The sequence below is a fragment of the Kribbella sp. NPDC048928 genome (assembly GCF_043197975.1).
GTDB lineage: Bacteria > Actinomycetota > Actinomycetes > Propionibacteriales > Kribbellaceae > Kribbella.
In genome coordinates, this window is the sequence record NZ_JBICUC010000007.1 from 122,857 (window position 1) to 137,201 (window position 14,345).

Annotated in this window: 15 protein-coding genes; 9 read left to right on the forward strand and 6 right to left on the reverse strand. The window is 68.2% G+C overall.

Annotated elements, in window-relative coordinates; translation table 11 throughout:
- The 5 genes from ACGFI6_RS28790 (at position 1) to ACGFI6_RS28810 (ending at position 5,658) form a co-directional block, all read left to right on the forward strand.
- The gene (locus ACGFI6_RS28790; protein WP_393123946.1) at positions 1 to 1,281 is read left to right on the forward strand and encodes a hypothetical protein; all 1,281 of its coding nucleotides are present in this window, start codon (positions 1 to 3) and stop codon (positions 1,279 to 1,281) included.
- Positions 1,282 to 1,325: 44 nt separating this feature from the next.
- Positions 1,326 to 2,090 (forward strand): hypothetical protein, encoded by a 765-nt coding sequence (locus tag ACGFI6_RS28795; RefSeq protein ID WP_393123948.1) that lies wholly within the window; start codon positions 1,326 to 1,328, stop codon positions 2,088 to 2,090.
- Positions 2,074 to 3,345 (forward strand): MFS transporter, encoded by a 1,272-nt coding sequence (locus tag ACGFI6_RS28800; protein ID WP_393123950.1) that lies wholly within the window; start codon positions 2,074 to 2,076, stop codon positions 3,343 to 3,345. Before ACGFI6_RS28795 ends, ACGFI6_RS28800 begins: the two co-directional genes overlap by 17 nt.
- A 151-nt stretch (positions 3,346 to 3,496) precedes the next feature.
- Complete coding sequence (locus ACGFI6_RS28805) at positions 3,497 to 4,825, forward strand: FAD-binding oxidoreductase (protein ID WP_393123952.1); 1,329 nt, start codon at positions 3,497 to 3,499, stop codon at positions 4,823 to 4,825.
- Positions 4,822 to 5,658: an SDR family NAD(P)-dependent oxidoreductase gene (locus tag ACGFI6_RS28810; RefSeq protein WP_393123954.1), complete on the forward strand. Its 837-nt coding sequence runs from the start codon at positions 4,822 to 4,824 to the stop codon at positions 5,656 to 5,658. The genes ACGFI6_RS28805 and ACGFI6_RS28810 overlap by 4 nt, the downstream gene beginning before the upstream one ends.
- On the opposite strand, the gene ACGFI6_RS28815 is transcribed toward ACGFI6_RS28810, so the two are convergent.
- The gene (locus ACGFI6_RS28815; protein WP_393123956.1) at positions 5,651 to 6,490 is read right to left on the reverse strand and encodes a DMT family transporter; all 840 of its coding nucleotides are present in this window, start codon (positions 6,488 to 6,490) and stop codon (positions 5,651 to 5,653) included. The two genes, ACGFI6_RS28810 and ACGFI6_RS28815, sit on opposite strands and share 8 nt — an antisense overlap.
- Positions 6,491 to 6,603: 113 nt before the next feature.
- On the opposite strand from ACGFI6_RS28815, the gene ACGFI6_RS28820 reads away from it, so the two are divergent.
- On the forward strand, positions 6,604 to 7,416 hold the full coding sequence (locus tag ACGFI6_RS28820) for an endonuclease/exonuclease/phosphatase family protein (RefSeq protein WP_393123958.1): 813 nt from the start codon (positions 6,604 to 6,606) through the stop codon (positions 7,414 to 7,416).
- Here the strand turns inward: ACGFI6_RS28820 and ACGFI6_RS28825 are convergent.
- Together ACGFI6_RS28825 and ACGFI6_RS28830 are read right to left on the reverse strand one after the other, a co-directional pair.
- Entirely contained in the window at positions 7,401 to 7,868 is a 468-nt protein-coding gene (locus ACGFI6_RS28825) for a GNAT family N-acetyltransferase (protein ID WP_393123960.1), read from the reverse strand. The two genes, ACGFI6_RS28820 and ACGFI6_RS28825, sit on opposite strands and share 16 nt — an antisense overlap.
- A complete protein-coding gene (locus ACGFI6_RS28830; protein ID WP_393123962.1) occupies positions 7,858 to 9,237 on the reverse strand; it encodes an MFS transporter in 1,380 nt (459 codons plus the stop codon). The genes ACGFI6_RS28825 and ACGFI6_RS28830 overlap by 11 nt, the downstream gene beginning before the upstream one ends.
- 107 nt (positions 9,238 to 9,344) lie before the next feature.
- Between ACGFI6_RS28830 and ACGFI6_RS28835 the strand changes: the two genes are divergently transcribed.
- Complete coding sequence (locus ACGFI6_RS28835) at positions 9,345 to 9,917, forward strand: TetR/AcrR family transcriptional regulator (RefSeq protein WP_393123964.1); 573 nt, start codon at positions 9,345 to 9,347, stop codon at positions 9,915 to 9,917.
- 27 nt (positions 9,918 to 9,944) lie between these two features.
- Here the strand turns inward: ACGFI6_RS28835 and ACGFI6_RS28840 are convergent, their stop codons facing one another.
- Complete coding sequence (locus tag ACGFI6_RS28840; RefSeq protein ID WP_393123966.1) at positions 9,945 to 10,307, reverse strand: cupin domain-containing protein; 363 nt, start codon at positions 10,305 to 10,307, stop codon at positions 9,945 to 9,947.
- Between the two features lie 76 nt (positions 10,308 to 10,383).
- Here ACGFI6_RS28840 and ACGFI6_RS28845 point away from each other — a divergent pair, with 76 nt between their 5' ends.
- The gene (locus ACGFI6_RS28845; RefSeq protein ID WP_393123968.1) at positions 10,384 to 10,914 is read left to right on the forward strand and encodes a gamma carbonic anhydrase family protein; all 531 of its coding nucleotides are present in this window, start codon (positions 10,384 to 10,386) and stop codon (positions 10,912 to 10,914) included.
- 389 nt (positions 10,915 to 11,303) lie between these two features.
- Entirely contained in the window at positions 11,304 to 11,870 is a 567-nt protein-coding gene (locus tag ACGFI6_RS28850) for a DinB family protein (protein ID WP_393123970.1), read from the forward strand.
- Between the two features lie 48 nt (positions 11,871 to 11,918).
- On the opposite strand, the gene ACGFI6_RS28855 is transcribed toward ACGFI6_RS28850, so the two are convergent.
- On the reverse strand, positions 11,919 to 12,584 hold the full coding sequence (locus tag ACGFI6_RS28855) for a response regulator (RefSeq protein ID WP_393123972.1): 666 nt from the start codon (positions 12,582 to 12,584) through the stop codon (positions 11,919 to 11,921).
- Entirely contained in the window at positions 12,581 to 14,254 is a 1,674-nt protein-coding gene (locus ACGFI6_RS28860; RefSeq protein WP_393123974.1) for an ATP-binding protein, read from the reverse strand. Before ACGFI6_RS28860 ends, ACGFI6_RS28855 begins: the two co-directional genes overlap by 4 nt.
- Positions 14,255 to 14,345 lie beyond the last annotated feature (91 nt).

Below are 14,345 nucleotides of genomic sequence, written 5' to 3' on the forward strand. Positions count from 1 at the left end.
ATGACCTATGACCTGGTGCTGGTCCTTGCGCTGATCTGTCATCAGCTCAACACGGTCCTGCGCGATGGGACGGAGTCGTTGAGACACGGCTTCGCGCCGGTGCTCGGGTGGCGTCCGCCGGCGGTGCTCGCGATGCCGTTGCAGATCTTGGCGCTACCCGCGTGTGCGCTGATCTACTGGCTGCTGCCGGTGCCCTACGGATGGTTCGCCGTTGTCCTGCTGGCCGCCTGGATATCGGTCCAGAACTGGCGGTTGGCGAATCATGTGTGGCTCGCCTTCGTCGCGCTCGTGCTGCTGCAACTGCCCGCCGGCCGGGGGTCAGTCAGCCCGCTGCTGCTCGGCGCGATGTACGCCTCGGCCGGCGCCTTTAAGCTCAACGGCCAGTTTCTCCGATCGGAAGAGAGTTACGGTCGCACGATGATCCGGCTCTATGCCGGGTACCTGCGGATCCGTCCGCCGCAGATCCTGCTCAGAGCGGCGCCGGTGGCAGTGGCGGTGGTGGAGCTCGGGCTCGGAGCTGGTCTGCTACTGAACCTCCCGGTGCAGCCGCTCTTCGTCGTCGCGGTAGGGCTCCACTTCGTCTTCGGCATCTCCGGAAACTTTCCGTTCTCGCTGGTCGCCGTCGTCCTCTGGGCGCTGCAGATGGATCCGGCCGGCAGGCTCCGAACCCCGTCTGCGGCCGGCCTCGCCGCAACAATGGCTGTGTTCGTGGCGGGCTTGCTTCTGACCACCCGGTCGGTCTATCGGAAGAGGCGAGTCGGAGCCCTCGCGGCTGGGACTTTCGCCGGGTTGTACGCGCTGACCGTGTACTCGGCGGCAATCGCGAGCGGCCATGGTTCGCCGCGACCGATCGACTGGTTCACACCACTGGCGGTGGTGATCACCGCGGCAGCGGTCCTGAACCTCGGATCGGTTGTGCTCGGCTACCGGAGCGAGGCAGCCTTCGCGATGTTCTCCAACATCCAGCCTTTCGGGCCGGCCAAGCCGTTCGGGCTGACGCCGCGGTGGCGCGCGAGGTACTACACGCTGTCGCTTCCGGAGGCGTTCCCAGCGGCTCTGCTCGACCGTATCCCGGCAACCTTGCTCTACCGGTCAACAGGCGGACGCAACTTCGTCTACGAGCCTTTTGCGTACCAGTTGGAACGCATCGCTCGGGACTCCCGGGTCAGTTTCGAACCTCGACAGGTACTGGGGCCACCTCGAACCGGCCTGCCGCGGCCTGGACCGCTGCTGTTCCCGCCCCTGCTACCGAACGATCTGTCGAAGGCAGCGATGAGATGAGAGCCAACGAACCGGTGCGGCCGGGTCAGGAGAAGGGGAGAGTCATGGGTTCCGAAGAAGAGATGGAGTTCCAGCACTCCCGGGGTTACCGGATGTCGGTGCTGCTCCGGGAACCGGCCGAGGTCCGCGACCCGCTGCTCCACGTCTTCTTCCACGGCCAGCTGGACCGGGCGGCCTTCGTACCTCCGGTCTACCACCGGAGAAACACGTCTACCCGGCTCGGCGCTGTGTGCCTGTTCGTCTCGGACCCCGTGCTGTACTTCGATGAGGACTCCTCGATCGGCTGGTACCTCCTCGGCGATGACGAGTTCTGGCCGGTCCTCGCGCGCCTCACCGAACGGATCTGCGCCGACCACGGACTCCGGGGTGTGGCCTGGCACGGGCCGTCGGCGGGTGGGTACGTCGCGATCCGGAACTGCCTGCGTTCAGACCTGCCATCGCTCGCCTTCGCGGTCGGTCCGCAGAACGACCCCACCGAGTTCTACTTCTGGAAGGACTTCGCTTCCATCGCCGCCGCCGAGCGGATCGACACCGTTCCCGTGCTCGCCCAGCTGATACGGCACAAAACACCCGGTCCGGGCAAGATGATCTCGATCATCGTCAGCGACCGTGACTACACACATCTGAAGGACCACATCCATCCCGTCTTCGTGGTGTCCCGGGCACTGTCCATGGTCGAGCTGACGATCCTCGAGAACGGCCGCGGTCATGGCCGGGTCGAGGAGGTCGACTACTGGGCGAACTTCGACCGGGCCCAGGAGCGGTTTCTCGGTGAGCTGAAGGAGCATCCGCTTGAGTACCAGAACTGAGCGTTCGCCACGGGTTGGCGTTCTGCGGATTGCCGGGTTTCGGAATCTGTGGCTGGCGAACCTGGCCGGTGGGATCGGGTACCAGTTCGGTGCGCTCGCGCTGAGTGTCACCGCGGTGACCACGTTGCACGCCAGCTCATTGCAGGTCAGCGTCCTGACGGCGCTGGGGTCGGCGGCGTTCCTGGTCTTCGGGATCCCGTCCGGCGTGTGGATCGACGGCTGGCCGAAACGCCGCGTGCTGCTGGTGGCCGACATTGCCCGGGCGGTGGCCATCGGCAGTGTTCCCGTCGCGTTCGCGCTCGACCTGCTGACCATCGTGCAACTGATGCTGGTGGCAGCAATCGTCGGTACCGCGAGCCTGTTCTTCAGCATCGCCCACACCAGCATCCTGCCGGAGATCGTCGCGCGCGAGAATGTCTCGGAGGCGTCGGCGCGGTTGCAGACGAGCGACACCACCCTGCGGGTGGTCGGGCCTGGTCTGGCCGGGCAGGTGCTCGGGTTCGGCAGCGGACCCCTGGTCTACGGCGTCACAGCGGTGATGCACGTGGTGTCGTCGTTGCTGGTCTACCGGGTCAGGGTCGCCGAACCGCCGGCGCAGAAGCCGGTCCGCGAGCCGTTCGTCAGAGCCCTGACGACGGGTCTCCGGTTCGTCGGCGGAAACACCGTGCTGCGGACCTTCCTCATCTCCGGCGCTCTGATCAACACCGGTGCGGGCGTCTACAGCGCCGTGTTCGCGGTCTTCGTTCTGCGAGATCTCGGCGTCTCACCTGCGGCGTTCGGGCTGGCGACCTCGATCGGTGGAGTCGGCGGCATCGCCGGATCCTTGATCGGCTTGCGGGTGAAGAACCTTCTCGGGTCCGTGCGGGCCGTGATGGTGTGCTATTCCCTGCTCGCAGTCGCCTTCGCGCTCGTACCGCTGACCGTCGTCCTGCCGCTGCCACGCCTGGTTCCCATCGCCGCCAGCAGCTTCTGCTTCAGTCTGCTGCTGGTCGTCTCGAGCATCAGCTCCACCGGCATGAACGCGCGGGTGACGCCCCGAGCCCTGATGGCACGAGTAACCTCGGCACGGCGGTTCGTCACCATGGGAGCCGTGCCTGTCGGAGCGTTGCTCGGCGGTCTCATCGCCACGACGTACGGCAACGAGGCAACCCTCTGGCTCGCGGCCGCTCTGGCGGCGGTGACCTGCGTGCCGTTCCTGCTGTCGCCGCTACGGTCGGTCCGGGAACTGCCGACGGAGTGGGAGGCGTCGGACTGAGCGTCGGTGAGCGAAGAGCTTCGGGCGTCGAGCACGTGCTGACGCGCGACGAAATAGCCCGGTGGTTTGTGATGTGCGGTTGTTCACGTCACAGAGGGTGGATGGCGGTCGTCAGGTGTTTGTTCGAAGAGGACAAACACGAAGGAACGTCATGAGCGCAGTGATCGAAGGATTTGGTGGGGAGATCGTCGGGCCCGACGATCCCGGGTACGACGCGGCGAGCCGGACCGTGCTGGCCGGCGGCACTCCGGCCTATGTCATCAGACCCGCGAGTGTCGAGGACGTACAGGCGGCCGTCCGGTACGCCACCGCGAGCGGACTGCCGCTCGCGGTGCGAGGTGGTGGACACTCGTTCGCCGCGTTCGGCACGAACGACGGCGGTCTGGTGATCGACCTGGCCGGCCTGGCGGGGATCGAGGTCATCGACAAGGACAAGCACGTGGTGCGGGTCGGCGGCGGCGCCACCTGGGGCCAGGTCGCGACGGCGCTCCAGCCGCACAATCTGGCGATCTCGTCGGGCGACACCAAGAGCGTCGGCGTCGCCGGACTGACGTTGACCGGCGGGATGGGGTGGAAGGTCCGCAAGTACGGTCTGGCCCTGGACCAACTGGTTGCGGTGCAGGTCGTGACCGCCGCGGGTGCGGTCGTCCGTGCGGCGGCCGACGAGAACGCCGAGCTGTTCTGGGCGATCCGTGGCGGCGGCGGAAACTTCGGGATCGTGACCGCGTTCGAGTTCGCGGCGCATCCGACCACCGACATCTTCTTCGGAAAGATCCTGTTTCCGGCCACCGAGATCGCGGACGTACTGCCGGCCTGGGCGGACTACATGCGGACCGCACCCGCCGGGCTGACCGGGATCGCGTCGTTCGCGAACCCGTTCCTCGGCGGACCTCAGGCGCCGTTGCAGATCGAGCTCGCCTACGACGGTGACGACGCGGAGCTCGCCGCGCAGGCGATCGACCCGATCCGTGCGCTCGGTACCGTGCTCGCCGACGACGTCACGCTGACGCCGTACGCCGAGGTGCTCGTGGACGGCGCGATCCCGCCGCCGGGCATCCAGCTGGTGACGCGAAGTGCCTTTGTCGACAAGGATTCCGTGCCCGAGGCGCTGCGGATCCTCGCCGAGACCGGTACGTCGCAAGGCTCGCCGATCATCGCGATTCGCAGTGTCGGCGGAGCGGTCGCCGAGATCGCCGACGACGCAACCGCGTACGCGTACCGGCAGGCCGAGCTGATGTTCGCGCTCACCGTGATCGGCCCGCCGCCGGTGATCGCGGCGACGCGTCCTGCCGGCCAGGAGCTGTGGGATCGGCTGACCCCGCACACCAACGGCGCGTACGCGAACTTCCTGTCCGATGCCGAGGACGCCGATGTCGCCGCGGTCTATCCGGCCAAGACGTACGAGCGGCTCGCGGCCGTGAAGCGCGAGTACGACCCGGAAAACGTGTTCGCCAGCAACCACAACGTGCGGCCTGCATGAGCGCCGGCGAGGGCAAGGTCTGGTTCGTCACCGGATCGTCCCGCGGGCTCGGCCGCGCGTTCATCGAGGCTGCGCTGTCCCGTGGCGGCCGGGTCGCCGCGACCGCCCGCAAGAGCCTCGCCGAGTTGACCGAGCAGTACGGGGACGCAGTCCTGCCGCTGGTCCTGGACGTGACCGACAAGGCGGCGGTCTTCCAGGCCGTGGAGCAGGCGCACGCGCATTTCGGCCGCCTCGACGTGATCGTCAACAACGCCGGGTACGGGCTGACCGGCGCGGTCGAGGAACTCGACGAGACCAACGTCCGCGACCAGTTCGAGACGAACTTCTTCGGGCCGCTCTGGGTCGTCCAGGCCGCGCTGCCGTACCTGCGTGCGCAGGGCGGCGGGCGCATCATCCAGGTGTCGTCGGTAGCCGGCCTGACGGGGCTACCGCTCGGCGGGGCGTACTGCGCGTCCAAGTGCGCCTTCGAGGGACTCAGCGAAGCACTCGCCGCGGAGGCTGCGCCCTTCGGCGTCAAGGTCACGATGCTCGAGCCCGGCGGTTATGCGACCGATGGCGTCACCGGCGGCGTGCGGTCCACGCCCAACCCGTTGTACGACGACGTCCGCGCGGCGCTGGCGACACATCTCGCCACCGCCGACTTCGGCGATCCGGCGGCCGCCGGGCAGGCGATCCTCGAGCTCGCCGACACCCCCAACCCGCCGCTGCGGATCTTCTTCGGCACCGAGGGGTTCCCGATGATGCAGCAGGTGTACGCCGAGCGCCTCAAGTCCTGGGAGGACTGGCAGGAACTGTCCGTACGGGCGATGGGGGTACCAGGCTCCGCTAGTTAGCCTCGCGATGCAGCCCGACCGCGACGACGATGATCGCCACCGCCGCCAGTTCGGCAACCTGCGGGATCTGCCGCAGGACGACGGCACCGATCACCGTCGCCGTGGCGGGCAGCAACGCCAGCATCAGCGCGAACGTCGACCGCTTCAGCCGCGCCATCGCGAGCTGATCGGCGACGTACGGAATCACCGACGAACACACCCCGACGCCCACCGCGGCGGCCAGCAACCGCACGTCCCGGAACGCCGGAACGGCCACCCACGCGCCGACCGGTAGTGCGAGCACCGTCGCCGTGCCCATCGCCAGCGCAAGACCGTCGATCCGCCGAAGCCCGGCCGCGCGCGACACCCGGTGGCCGAGGACGACGTACGCGGCGAACAGCAGCGCATTGAGCGCCGTGCACAGCAGGCCGATCCAGTCGTGTGAGAGGCGGATGTCGGTCAGGACGTACACACCGGCGACGGCGAGGATCAGCGCGAGGACGTTCCGCAGGCTGCGGACCGCGATCGCCGCCAGCACGATCACCGGCGCGAACTCGGCCGCCGCGACCGTCCCGAGTGGGACCCGATCGATGGCCAGATAGAAGCAGCAGTTCATCACTGCGAGGACAGCGCCCCAGGCGACGACCAGCCGGCGGGTGCGGGCGTCGAGGATCCGCCAAGCCCGCCACGGGCGTCGCCAGGCCGCGAAGATCAGGCCGGCCGACGCGATCCGCAACCATGCGACGCCGAGCGGTTCGATCCGCGTGAACAGCAGTACGGCCAGCGCCGGGCCCAGGTAGTGGAACACGGCGCTGACGATGAAGTACAGCTGCGGCGGAACGCTTCTTCGCACAGGACTCACGGTAGGAAGCGCGCCGCCGTCCGGCCATGACGTTCCGGAAAGTGCTTCGTTTCCTTGCTTTCAGGATTGTGAAAGTGACCCCGGCATCCGGTGATACTGCGGGCATGCGTCGATCGGGGATGTTTGCCGCACTGGCCGGCTGTCTACTACTCGTGGTGTCGCCCTTGACCGCCCACGCGAAAACGGAAGCCACGACCGTGAAGACACTGACCTTCAACATCCATCACGGCGCCGGCGTCGACGGCGTGCTCGACCTCGAACGGGTCGCGAAGACCATCGAGGCCTCCGGCGCGGGAGTCGTCGGGCTGCAGGAGGTCGACAAGTACTTCGACGCGCGCAGCAACTGGGAGAACCAGCCGGCCTGGCTGGCGGCGCGACTGAAAATGAGCTACGTCTTCGCCGCCAACCTGGACTGGGATCCGGCCGAGCCTGGCAAGCCGCGTCGCCAGTACGGGACGCTCGTGCTCTCGAAGTACCCGATCGTCGACTCCCGCAACACGCTGCTGCCGCTGCACGCGGGCAGTGAACAGCGCGGCCTGCTCGAGACCCTGATCGACGTCGCCGGTACGCCGCTGCGCTTCGCGGACACGCACCTGACGACGATCAACGACGGCGAGCGCATCGAGCAGGTGAACGCGATCGTCGCGCTGCTCAAGGACGCTCCCGAAGCAACGCTGCTGGTCGGCGATCTGAACGCCGTACCGACGTCGACCGAGGTCAGGACGCTGACGACGCACTGGACCGACACCTGGCCGCAGAAGGGTTTCGGGCTCGGATTCACCAGCCCGGTGCCGTTGCCGATCAAGCGGATCGACTACCAGCTGCACAATGCGCAACTGGCGCCGACCGCCGCATCGGTCCCGTTGAGCTTCGCGTCCGACCACCTGCCGCTCGCGGCGACCTACTCGCTCAGCTGACGTTCGTAGGCGTCCGCCGACCAGGACGCTTGGGTCTTCGTGACGAGCCGGGCGCCGAGGCGTTCGTAGAAGCGGTAGCCGCCCTCGTTCTCCAGGCGTAGCCCCCAGCCGATCGGGAGCCGGTCCGGCAGGGCGAGACGGGCGAGCGCCAGCATCAGTTGGCGTCCGACACCACCGTCGCGGAACTGTTGGCGGACATAGAGATCGTCGAGCGCGAGCTGATCGCCGCCCACCCACAGGTACGGCCGGCGCAGCGCGGAGACGTACCCCGCCGGCGTCCCGTCGACCTCCGCGATCAGCACGATCACCTCGTCCCGCGCGAGGAACCCCTGCCAATCGGGCACGCTCGCGGTCACGTACTGCCGCTGGTCCTGGTAGTCGGCCAGCTCCCCCATCAGCATCAGCACCGTCTCCGCATCCGCGACCACCGCGCGGCGGATCTCAGTGGGCATGGCTCGCTCCCCTCGCAGGCTTGAACGACGGTACGACGATCAGCATCAGAACGGCAGCCACCGCGGCCAGGATCGCGGCGAACGTGAAGCCCCGGGCGAAGCCGGACGACACCGTTCCGGCCAGGCTCGCGGCCGCGATACTCGACACCACCGCGACACCGAGCGACGCACCGAACTCGTGGAACGTACTCAGGATCCCCGACGCCAGCCCTGCTTCGCGGTAGTCGATCTGCGCGAAGGTCGTGGTCGACGCCGCCACGAACACCGCACCGAGCCCGATCGTCCCGACCGTCATCCCGCTCACGATCGCGACCGTGCCGTCCCAGAGCGCGGGCGCGGCGATGCCGATCGCGGCGAGCAGGAACGCGGCGATCGCGATCGCCCGCGCACCGATCGTGCCAACCAGTCGGCCGGCCAGCTGGGCGCCGACGATCGCGGCAACCGCCACCGGCAAGAACAGCAGACCGGTGCGCAGCGCCCCGTACTGCTGGAAATGTTGCAGATAGAACGAGCCGAGGAAGAACAGCGAGATCATCAGCGCGGTCGCGACCAGCAGCATAAAGGTGCCTGCGGCAACGGGTCGGCGGGTGAGGATCCGGAGGTCCATCAACGGCGACCGCACGGTGCGCTGCACCCACGCGAAGATGCCGTACAGGACAAGGGCTCCGGCCAGGGTGCCGAGAGTCGCGGCGGACAACCAGCCGCGATCGCCGGCGTTGATGAGCGCGTAGATCGCCGTACCGGTGCCGGCCGTGACGACGAGCGCACCCGGTACGTCGAGGCGGCCCTGCTCTTCGCTTGGCTGGTCGGCGGGGAGCATCCGGATCAGCAGGGCGAACACGATCACGCCGATCGGCAGGTTGATGTAGAACACCCACTGCCAGCCGGGGCCTGCGGTGAGCAGACCACCGAGCAGTACGCCGATCGCGGAGCCGCCACCACCCATCGCGGACCAGATGCCCAGCGCCTTGTTCCGCTCGTCGCCGTCGAACGTCTTGGTGACGACGGACAGCGCTGCGGGCGAGAGCATGGCGGCGCCGATGCCTTGTGCGACACGGCCGGCGAGCAGCACCTCGGGGCCTTGAGCGAGACCGGTGAGCAGTGACGCGAGGGTGAAGACGCCGAGGCCGGTCAGTACGACGCGGCGGGAGCCGAACAGGTCGGCAGCACGGCCGCCGAGCAACATCAGGCCGCCGAACATCAGCGTGTACGCGCTGACAACCCACGTCAGCGTCTCGCGCTGCAGGTGCAGGTCGGTCTCGATGTTCGGCAGCGCGATCGCCACCACGGTGACGTCCAGGATCAGCATGAACTGCGCGACGGCGAGCAACCCCAGCAGTCGCCACCGCCGGGGGTCTGGTTGTGTCATGAGCTTCTTCCTTAAGTTGAACAGGCGTGTACGGGTTTCACGGTAACTCGTACACTGGTGTTCGACAAGAGGAATTCGTACAATGGTGTTCGAGATCGGGAGGCCGGATGGTAGTGACCACCAGGCGGGCGGACGCGCAGCGGAACATCGCGGCGATCCTGACCGCGGCCGCGGAGTGCCTCGGCCGCAACCCGTCGGCGAGTACATCGGAGATCGCGAAGGCGGCCGGCGTCGGCCGGGTCACGCTGTACGGGCATTTCCCGTCGCGGGCCGAGCTCGTCGACGCGGTCTTCGTGCAGGCGATCGCGGCCGGGGAGGAGACGCTCGGCCAGATCGACCTGACCGGTGATCCGCGGGCGGCACTCGGGCGGCTGATCGAGCCGAGCTGGCAGCTTGTCGACCAGTACCGGTCGCTGTTGATCGCGGCTCAGGAGGCCCTGCCGGCCGGTCGCGTACGGGACCTGCACGCGGACCCGATGGCGCGCGTGGAGGGGCTGATCGAGCGGGGACGCGCCGAGGGGTTGTTCCGGAGCGACCTGCCGACGTCCTGGCTGGTCAGCGTGATGCACAACGTGATGCACGGCGCCGCGGGCGAGCTCCAGGCGGGGCGCATCACGTCCGATCAGGCAGCGCCGTACATCACCGCGACGCTGCTGGCGGCGTACGCCCCGCCCGACTGAGCTACACCGGGCGGGGCTTGACCGGTCTTACTCGAGCCAGGTCGTTTCGAACGTCGCGTTGGCGTGGATGTGGATCGCCTCGTACCCGCCCGGCCCGGTGCGGAACTTGTGCGGCGTCTCCGCCGGGACCACGAGGATCTGGCCGGCCGTGCCGACGATCTCCTCGGTGTCCACCGTGAACGTCGCCGAACCGCGGCGGATGATGAACGTCTCGGCGTACGGATGCAGGTGCAACCGCGGCCCGACGCCCTCCTTCGTGGTCGACTCCAGAATCAGCGAGACCCCGGCTCCGCCAGGCAGCTCGGTGTAGTTCTCGGTCCATTCCTCGCCGTCGTCGCGCCCGTCGGCCCTGCTGATCACCGCGGCCCCGGACTTCGCAATCTCCGTCATGCCACCCTCCCTGCAGCTGGATTCCGCCCACCGTAACCGCGCGCCAGTTTCTTTCCCACCGGTTAGTGTCAGCCGCATGCCGCTGTACTCATTCGAAGGTAAGCGTCCTCAGGTGCACCCCGAGGCATGGATCGCGCCGACCGCAACGCTGGTCGGGGACGTTGTGGTCGAGGCCGGGGTGTCGATCTGGTACGGCGCCGTGATCCGCGCCGACCTCGGCACGATCACGATCCGCGCCGGCGCGAACATCCAGGACAACACGGTCATCCACGTCGGCCACAACGGCTGCGAGATCGGCCCGAACGCGACCGTCGGCCACCAGTGCCTGATCCACGACTGCACGATCGGCGAACAGGCCCTGGTCGGCAACGGCGCGATCGTCCTCGACGGCGCAACCGTCGGCAACCGTGCCCTCGTCGCCGCCGGCGCCACCGTCACCCCCGGCGCCGTCATCCCACCCGAATCCGTAGCCATGGGCAGCCCCGCCAAGAAGATCATCCCCCTCGACGGCACCGCCAAGCTCTTCGTAGACCACAACGCCGCCGTCTACCACGCCCTGGCCCAACGCCACGCCACCACAGTCGAACTCATCGAGCACCAAGCCTGACTTCGCGGCCCACAACCATCCCGCCGTCGCGACCCGGTGTTCCCCTGACAAGTCGAGAACCGTTTGAGCGGTTCACCCCTCAAGTTGCCCCTTCGCCCACGGCGTGCAGGAGACGAAGGGACAAAGTGCGAGGTTAACCGGCCCCCCTTCCTGTTCTGTTGTGGCTGCGTGTGGTCCGGGGCAGGCAGGAGGACAGGAGGTGTCGATCGGTTCCTGGTTGGTGGGTAGTGCACCTGAGCGTGAAAGTGCAACGCGCGTACGGTGTCCCAGGGTGTACTACCTGTTGAGATGTACGCCGCCGGCCCGGTTGGCTGGCTGGCTGGTGAGGTGGGTGGCAGGTCCGCGCTGTTGTGTGCCGCAAGCCCCCGACCAGGGTGTGTATTAGGTGCGTGATCGACGAATTCGCGAAGACGTACCTGCACGGCAACCTGCGTTGGGTGCGCGCTGACCTGATCGACAAGGTCGAAGGCTTGTCCGAGTACGACGTACGCCGGCCACTCACGTACACGGGTACCAACCTTCTCGGCCTCGTCAAGCACCTCACGATGACCGAAGCCCGGTACTTCGGCGAGCTCTTCAACCGCCCGTACGCAGACCCACTCCCGAGCTACACCGACCCGCACTACGCGAACCGCGACCACCTGTGGGTACGAGCCGCCGAGACCCGCGCGCAGATCATCACCAACTACCACCGCGCCTGCGCCCACGCCGACGCCACCATCGACGCCCTCCCGATCGACGCTGAAACCACCGTCCCGTGGTGGCCACGCCCGAACGTGATGCTCTTCAACGTGCTGGTCCACGTCCTCACCGAGTCGAACCGCCACGCCGGCCACGCCGACATCCTCCGCGAACAGGTACACGGCGCGTCCGATGCCGACCCCACCGTCAACTGGCCCGCCCACCAAGCCCAAATCGAACAAGCCGCCCGCCGCGCAGCACCTCCCGGAGACTGACGATAAGCAATTGCCTATCGTCGGTGTCCGGGGAGGGTGCTCGGTTGGTTAGGTTTGCCAGGTGTAGCGGCGTTCGGGGCGGCCTGTGGTGCCGTAGCGGAGGGTTACTTGGGCTTGGCCTTGGGTGGTCAGGAATTCCAGGTAGCGGCGGGCGCTTACGCGGGAGATGCCGATGAGTTCGGCGCATTCGGCGGCGGAGAGGTTGTCGGGGGTTTTGCGGAGGGCGGCGGTGACCAGGTCGGCGGTTTCCTGGGAGAGGCCCTTCGGGAGGCGGTTGGTGCGCGGGCGGGCCGGCGCGAGGACGCGGTCGACGTCGGCCTGGGTCGTGACCTGGTCCGGTACGCTCGCGCGCCGCCGGGCGTACTCCTGGAGCCGCACCCGCAGGTCCTCGAAGCCGAACGGTTTCAGCAGGTAGTTGACCACCCCCTGCCGCACCGCTCCCCGCACAGCCTCCGCCTCCCGCGCCGCGGTGATCACGAGGATGTCGACCGACGGCTGTACGGCGCGGAGCCGAGCGATCAGGTCCAGCCCGAAGACGTCCGGAAGGTACAGGTCGAGCAGCACCAGATCGGGCGCCAGCGAGCTGAGCGCGGCGACCGCGTGATCGCCGGAGTTGGCCGTACCAACGACCTCGAAGCCGTCCACGCGATCGACGAACCCACGGTGGATCCGGGCCACCATGAAGTCGTCGTCGACGACCAGGACCGTGATCATCGGGCTCCTTCCGGCGTACGTTGGGTGGACATCCGGGCGACGAACGCGGCGCCGCCGTCGGTCAGGTTGGTGACCGCGACCTCGCCGCCGCGGCGCCGGCAGATCAGGCGCGTCATTGCGAGCCCGATCCCGCGCTCCCCCTCGGCCGCCGCCTTGGTGGTGAACCCGTGCGCGAACACTTCCTGCGCCAGCTCGGGTGCCACGCCCGGTCCGGAGTCGCGGACGACGATCTCGACGCTCGCCGCGTCCTGCCGCAGCTCGACCTCGACCCACGCCGGCGACAACGGCGTACCGGACTGTGCGGCCGCATCGACAGCGTTGTCTACGAGGTTACCCAGAACTGTCGCGATGTCGGCGGACAACCCCGGATCGAGCCGGAGCAAGGTGGTCCGTTCCGACACCCGGAGCTCGACACGGCGCTCGGCGGCGAGCGAGGACTTCGCCATCAGCAAGGCGGCGACCGTGGTGTCGTGGACGCGCCGGGTCACCGTCAGGTCCAGCGATTCGCGATAACGGTTGAGCGCACCAACGTACGTGACCACCTCGTCGTACTCCCCGATCTGGATCAGCCCCGAGATCGTGTGCAACTGGTTCGCGAACTCGTGCGTCTGCGCCCGGAGCAGCTCTGCCGACGACCGGAACGACCCGAGCTCCCGCTCCAGCTGCGCGAGCTCGGTCCGGTCCCGGAGCGTGGTGACGGATCCGAGCGACCGGCCGTCCTTGGTGACGCTCATCCGGTTCATCACGAGCACCCGTCCACGCCGTACGACAACCGCGTCGAGCGACTCGTCCGCGCCGGACAGCACCTCGAGCAGCCGGCCCTCGATTCCCAGCTCCCGCAGGGATTTCCCGACCGCGTCGGACGGAAGGTCGAGCAGCCGGCGGCCGACGTCGTTCACCAGCGTGACGCGCAGATGGGGGTCCAGGGCAACGACTCCCTCGGCGAGCCCGTACAGCATCGCCTCCCGGTGCTCGGCGAGTCCGGCGATCTCGCGCGGTTCGAGCCCGAGCGTCTGCCGTTTGATCCGCCGCGCGAGCAGCCACGACCCGAGCAGCCCGAGCAGGCAGGCGATCCCGAGATAGATCGCGAGGTACGACGACGCGCCGCGCAACCGTTGAACCACCGAGGGCGCGCGCTCCCCGACCATCACGGTCCCGATGTGGTCGCCGAGCGTCCCGTCCGGGTTGCCCTGCGCGTCCCGGCCCTCGCTGAGCACGGGGACCTGCGCCACCAGCTCGGTCCCACCGTCGCCGCGGAGCTCGCCGGACCACCCGCGACCCTGCGCAACCTCGGGAACGCCGAGCGTGAGCATGGTGCCGATCTGCGTCGGATTGGTTGCCGCGATCACCTTCCCGTGCGCGTTCGCCACGGTGATCGACGTGACGCCGGACTGCGCGATGCTCGTCTGCAGAGCGGGCGCCAGCAGCTCCGCCGGCGCCGGGTTCCGGATCCCGAACCGCAGTGTGGGGCTGGCCGACAGCTGTTCGGCCAGCAACGTGACGCGGCGGCCCTCGACCCGGTTGAACGTGGCAGCGGACTGGGCCAGTGAGACCGCGGCGACGGCGACGAGCACGATCACCACGATCGCCAGCTGCAGCACCAGCAGCTGCCCGGCCAGCGTCGGTCGTCGCCCCAGGATCGCCATCGTCACCTCCTCGTCGGTTCGCACCGCATGATCACCGGTCAGCGGCCCAAGTGCCACACTTCAGCCAGGTTCCGCCTGTGACCACAATGAACTCAACCACCGCTGCGGCCACAAC

What these genes read in the sequence shown, in the direction of transcription:
- ACGFI6_RS28790 (WP_393123946.1), top strand. Translation starts at nt 1, where the DNA reads ATGACCTATGACCTGGTGCTGGTCCTTGCGCTGATCTGTCATCAGCTC.
- ACGFI6_RS28795 (WP_393123948.1), top strand. Translation starts at nt 1,326, where the DNA reads ATGGGTTCCGAAGAAGAGATGGAGTTCCAGCACTCCCGGGGTTACCGG.
- ACGFI6_RS28805 (WP_393123952.1), top strand. Translation starts at nt 3,497, where the DNA reads ATGAGCGCAGTGATCGAAGGATTTGGTGGGGAGATCGTCGGGCCCGAC.
- ACGFI6_RS28810 (WP_393123954.1), top strand. Translation starts at nt 4,822, where the DNA reads ATGAGCGCCGGCGAGGGCAAGGTCTGGTTCGTCACCGGATCGTCCCGC.
- ACGFI6_RS28820 (WP_393123958.1), top strand. Translation starts at nt 6,604, where the DNA reads ATGCGTCGATCGGGGATGTTTGCCGCACTGGCCGGCTGTCTACTACTC.
- ACGFI6_RS28825 (WP_393123960.1), bottom strand. Translation starts at nt 7,868, where the DNA reads ATGCCCACTGAGATCCGCCGCGCGGTGGTCGCGGATGCGGAGACGGTG.
- ACGFI6_RS28830 (WP_393123962.1), bottom strand. Translation starts at nt 9,237, where the DNA reads ATGACACAACCAGACCCCCGGCGGTGGCGACTGCTGGGGTTGCTCGCC.
- ACGFI6_RS28835 (WP_393123964.1), top strand. Translation starts at nt 9,345, where the DNA reads ATGGTAGTGACCACCAGGCGGGCGGACGCGCAGCGGAACATCGCGGCG.
- ACGFI6_RS28840 (WP_393123966.1), bottom strand. Translation starts at nt 10,307, where the DNA reads ATGACGGAGATTGCGAAGTCCGGGGCCGCGGTGATCAGCAGGGCCGAC.
- ACGFI6_RS28845 (WP_393123968.1), top strand. Translation starts at nt 10,384, where the DNA reads ATGCCGCTGTACTCATTCGAAGGTAAGCGTCCTCAGGTGCACCCCGAG.
- ACGFI6_RS28855 (WP_393123972.1), bottom strand. Translation starts at nt 12,584, where the DNA reads ATGATCACGGTCCTGGTCGTCGACGACGACTTCATGGTGGCCCGGATC.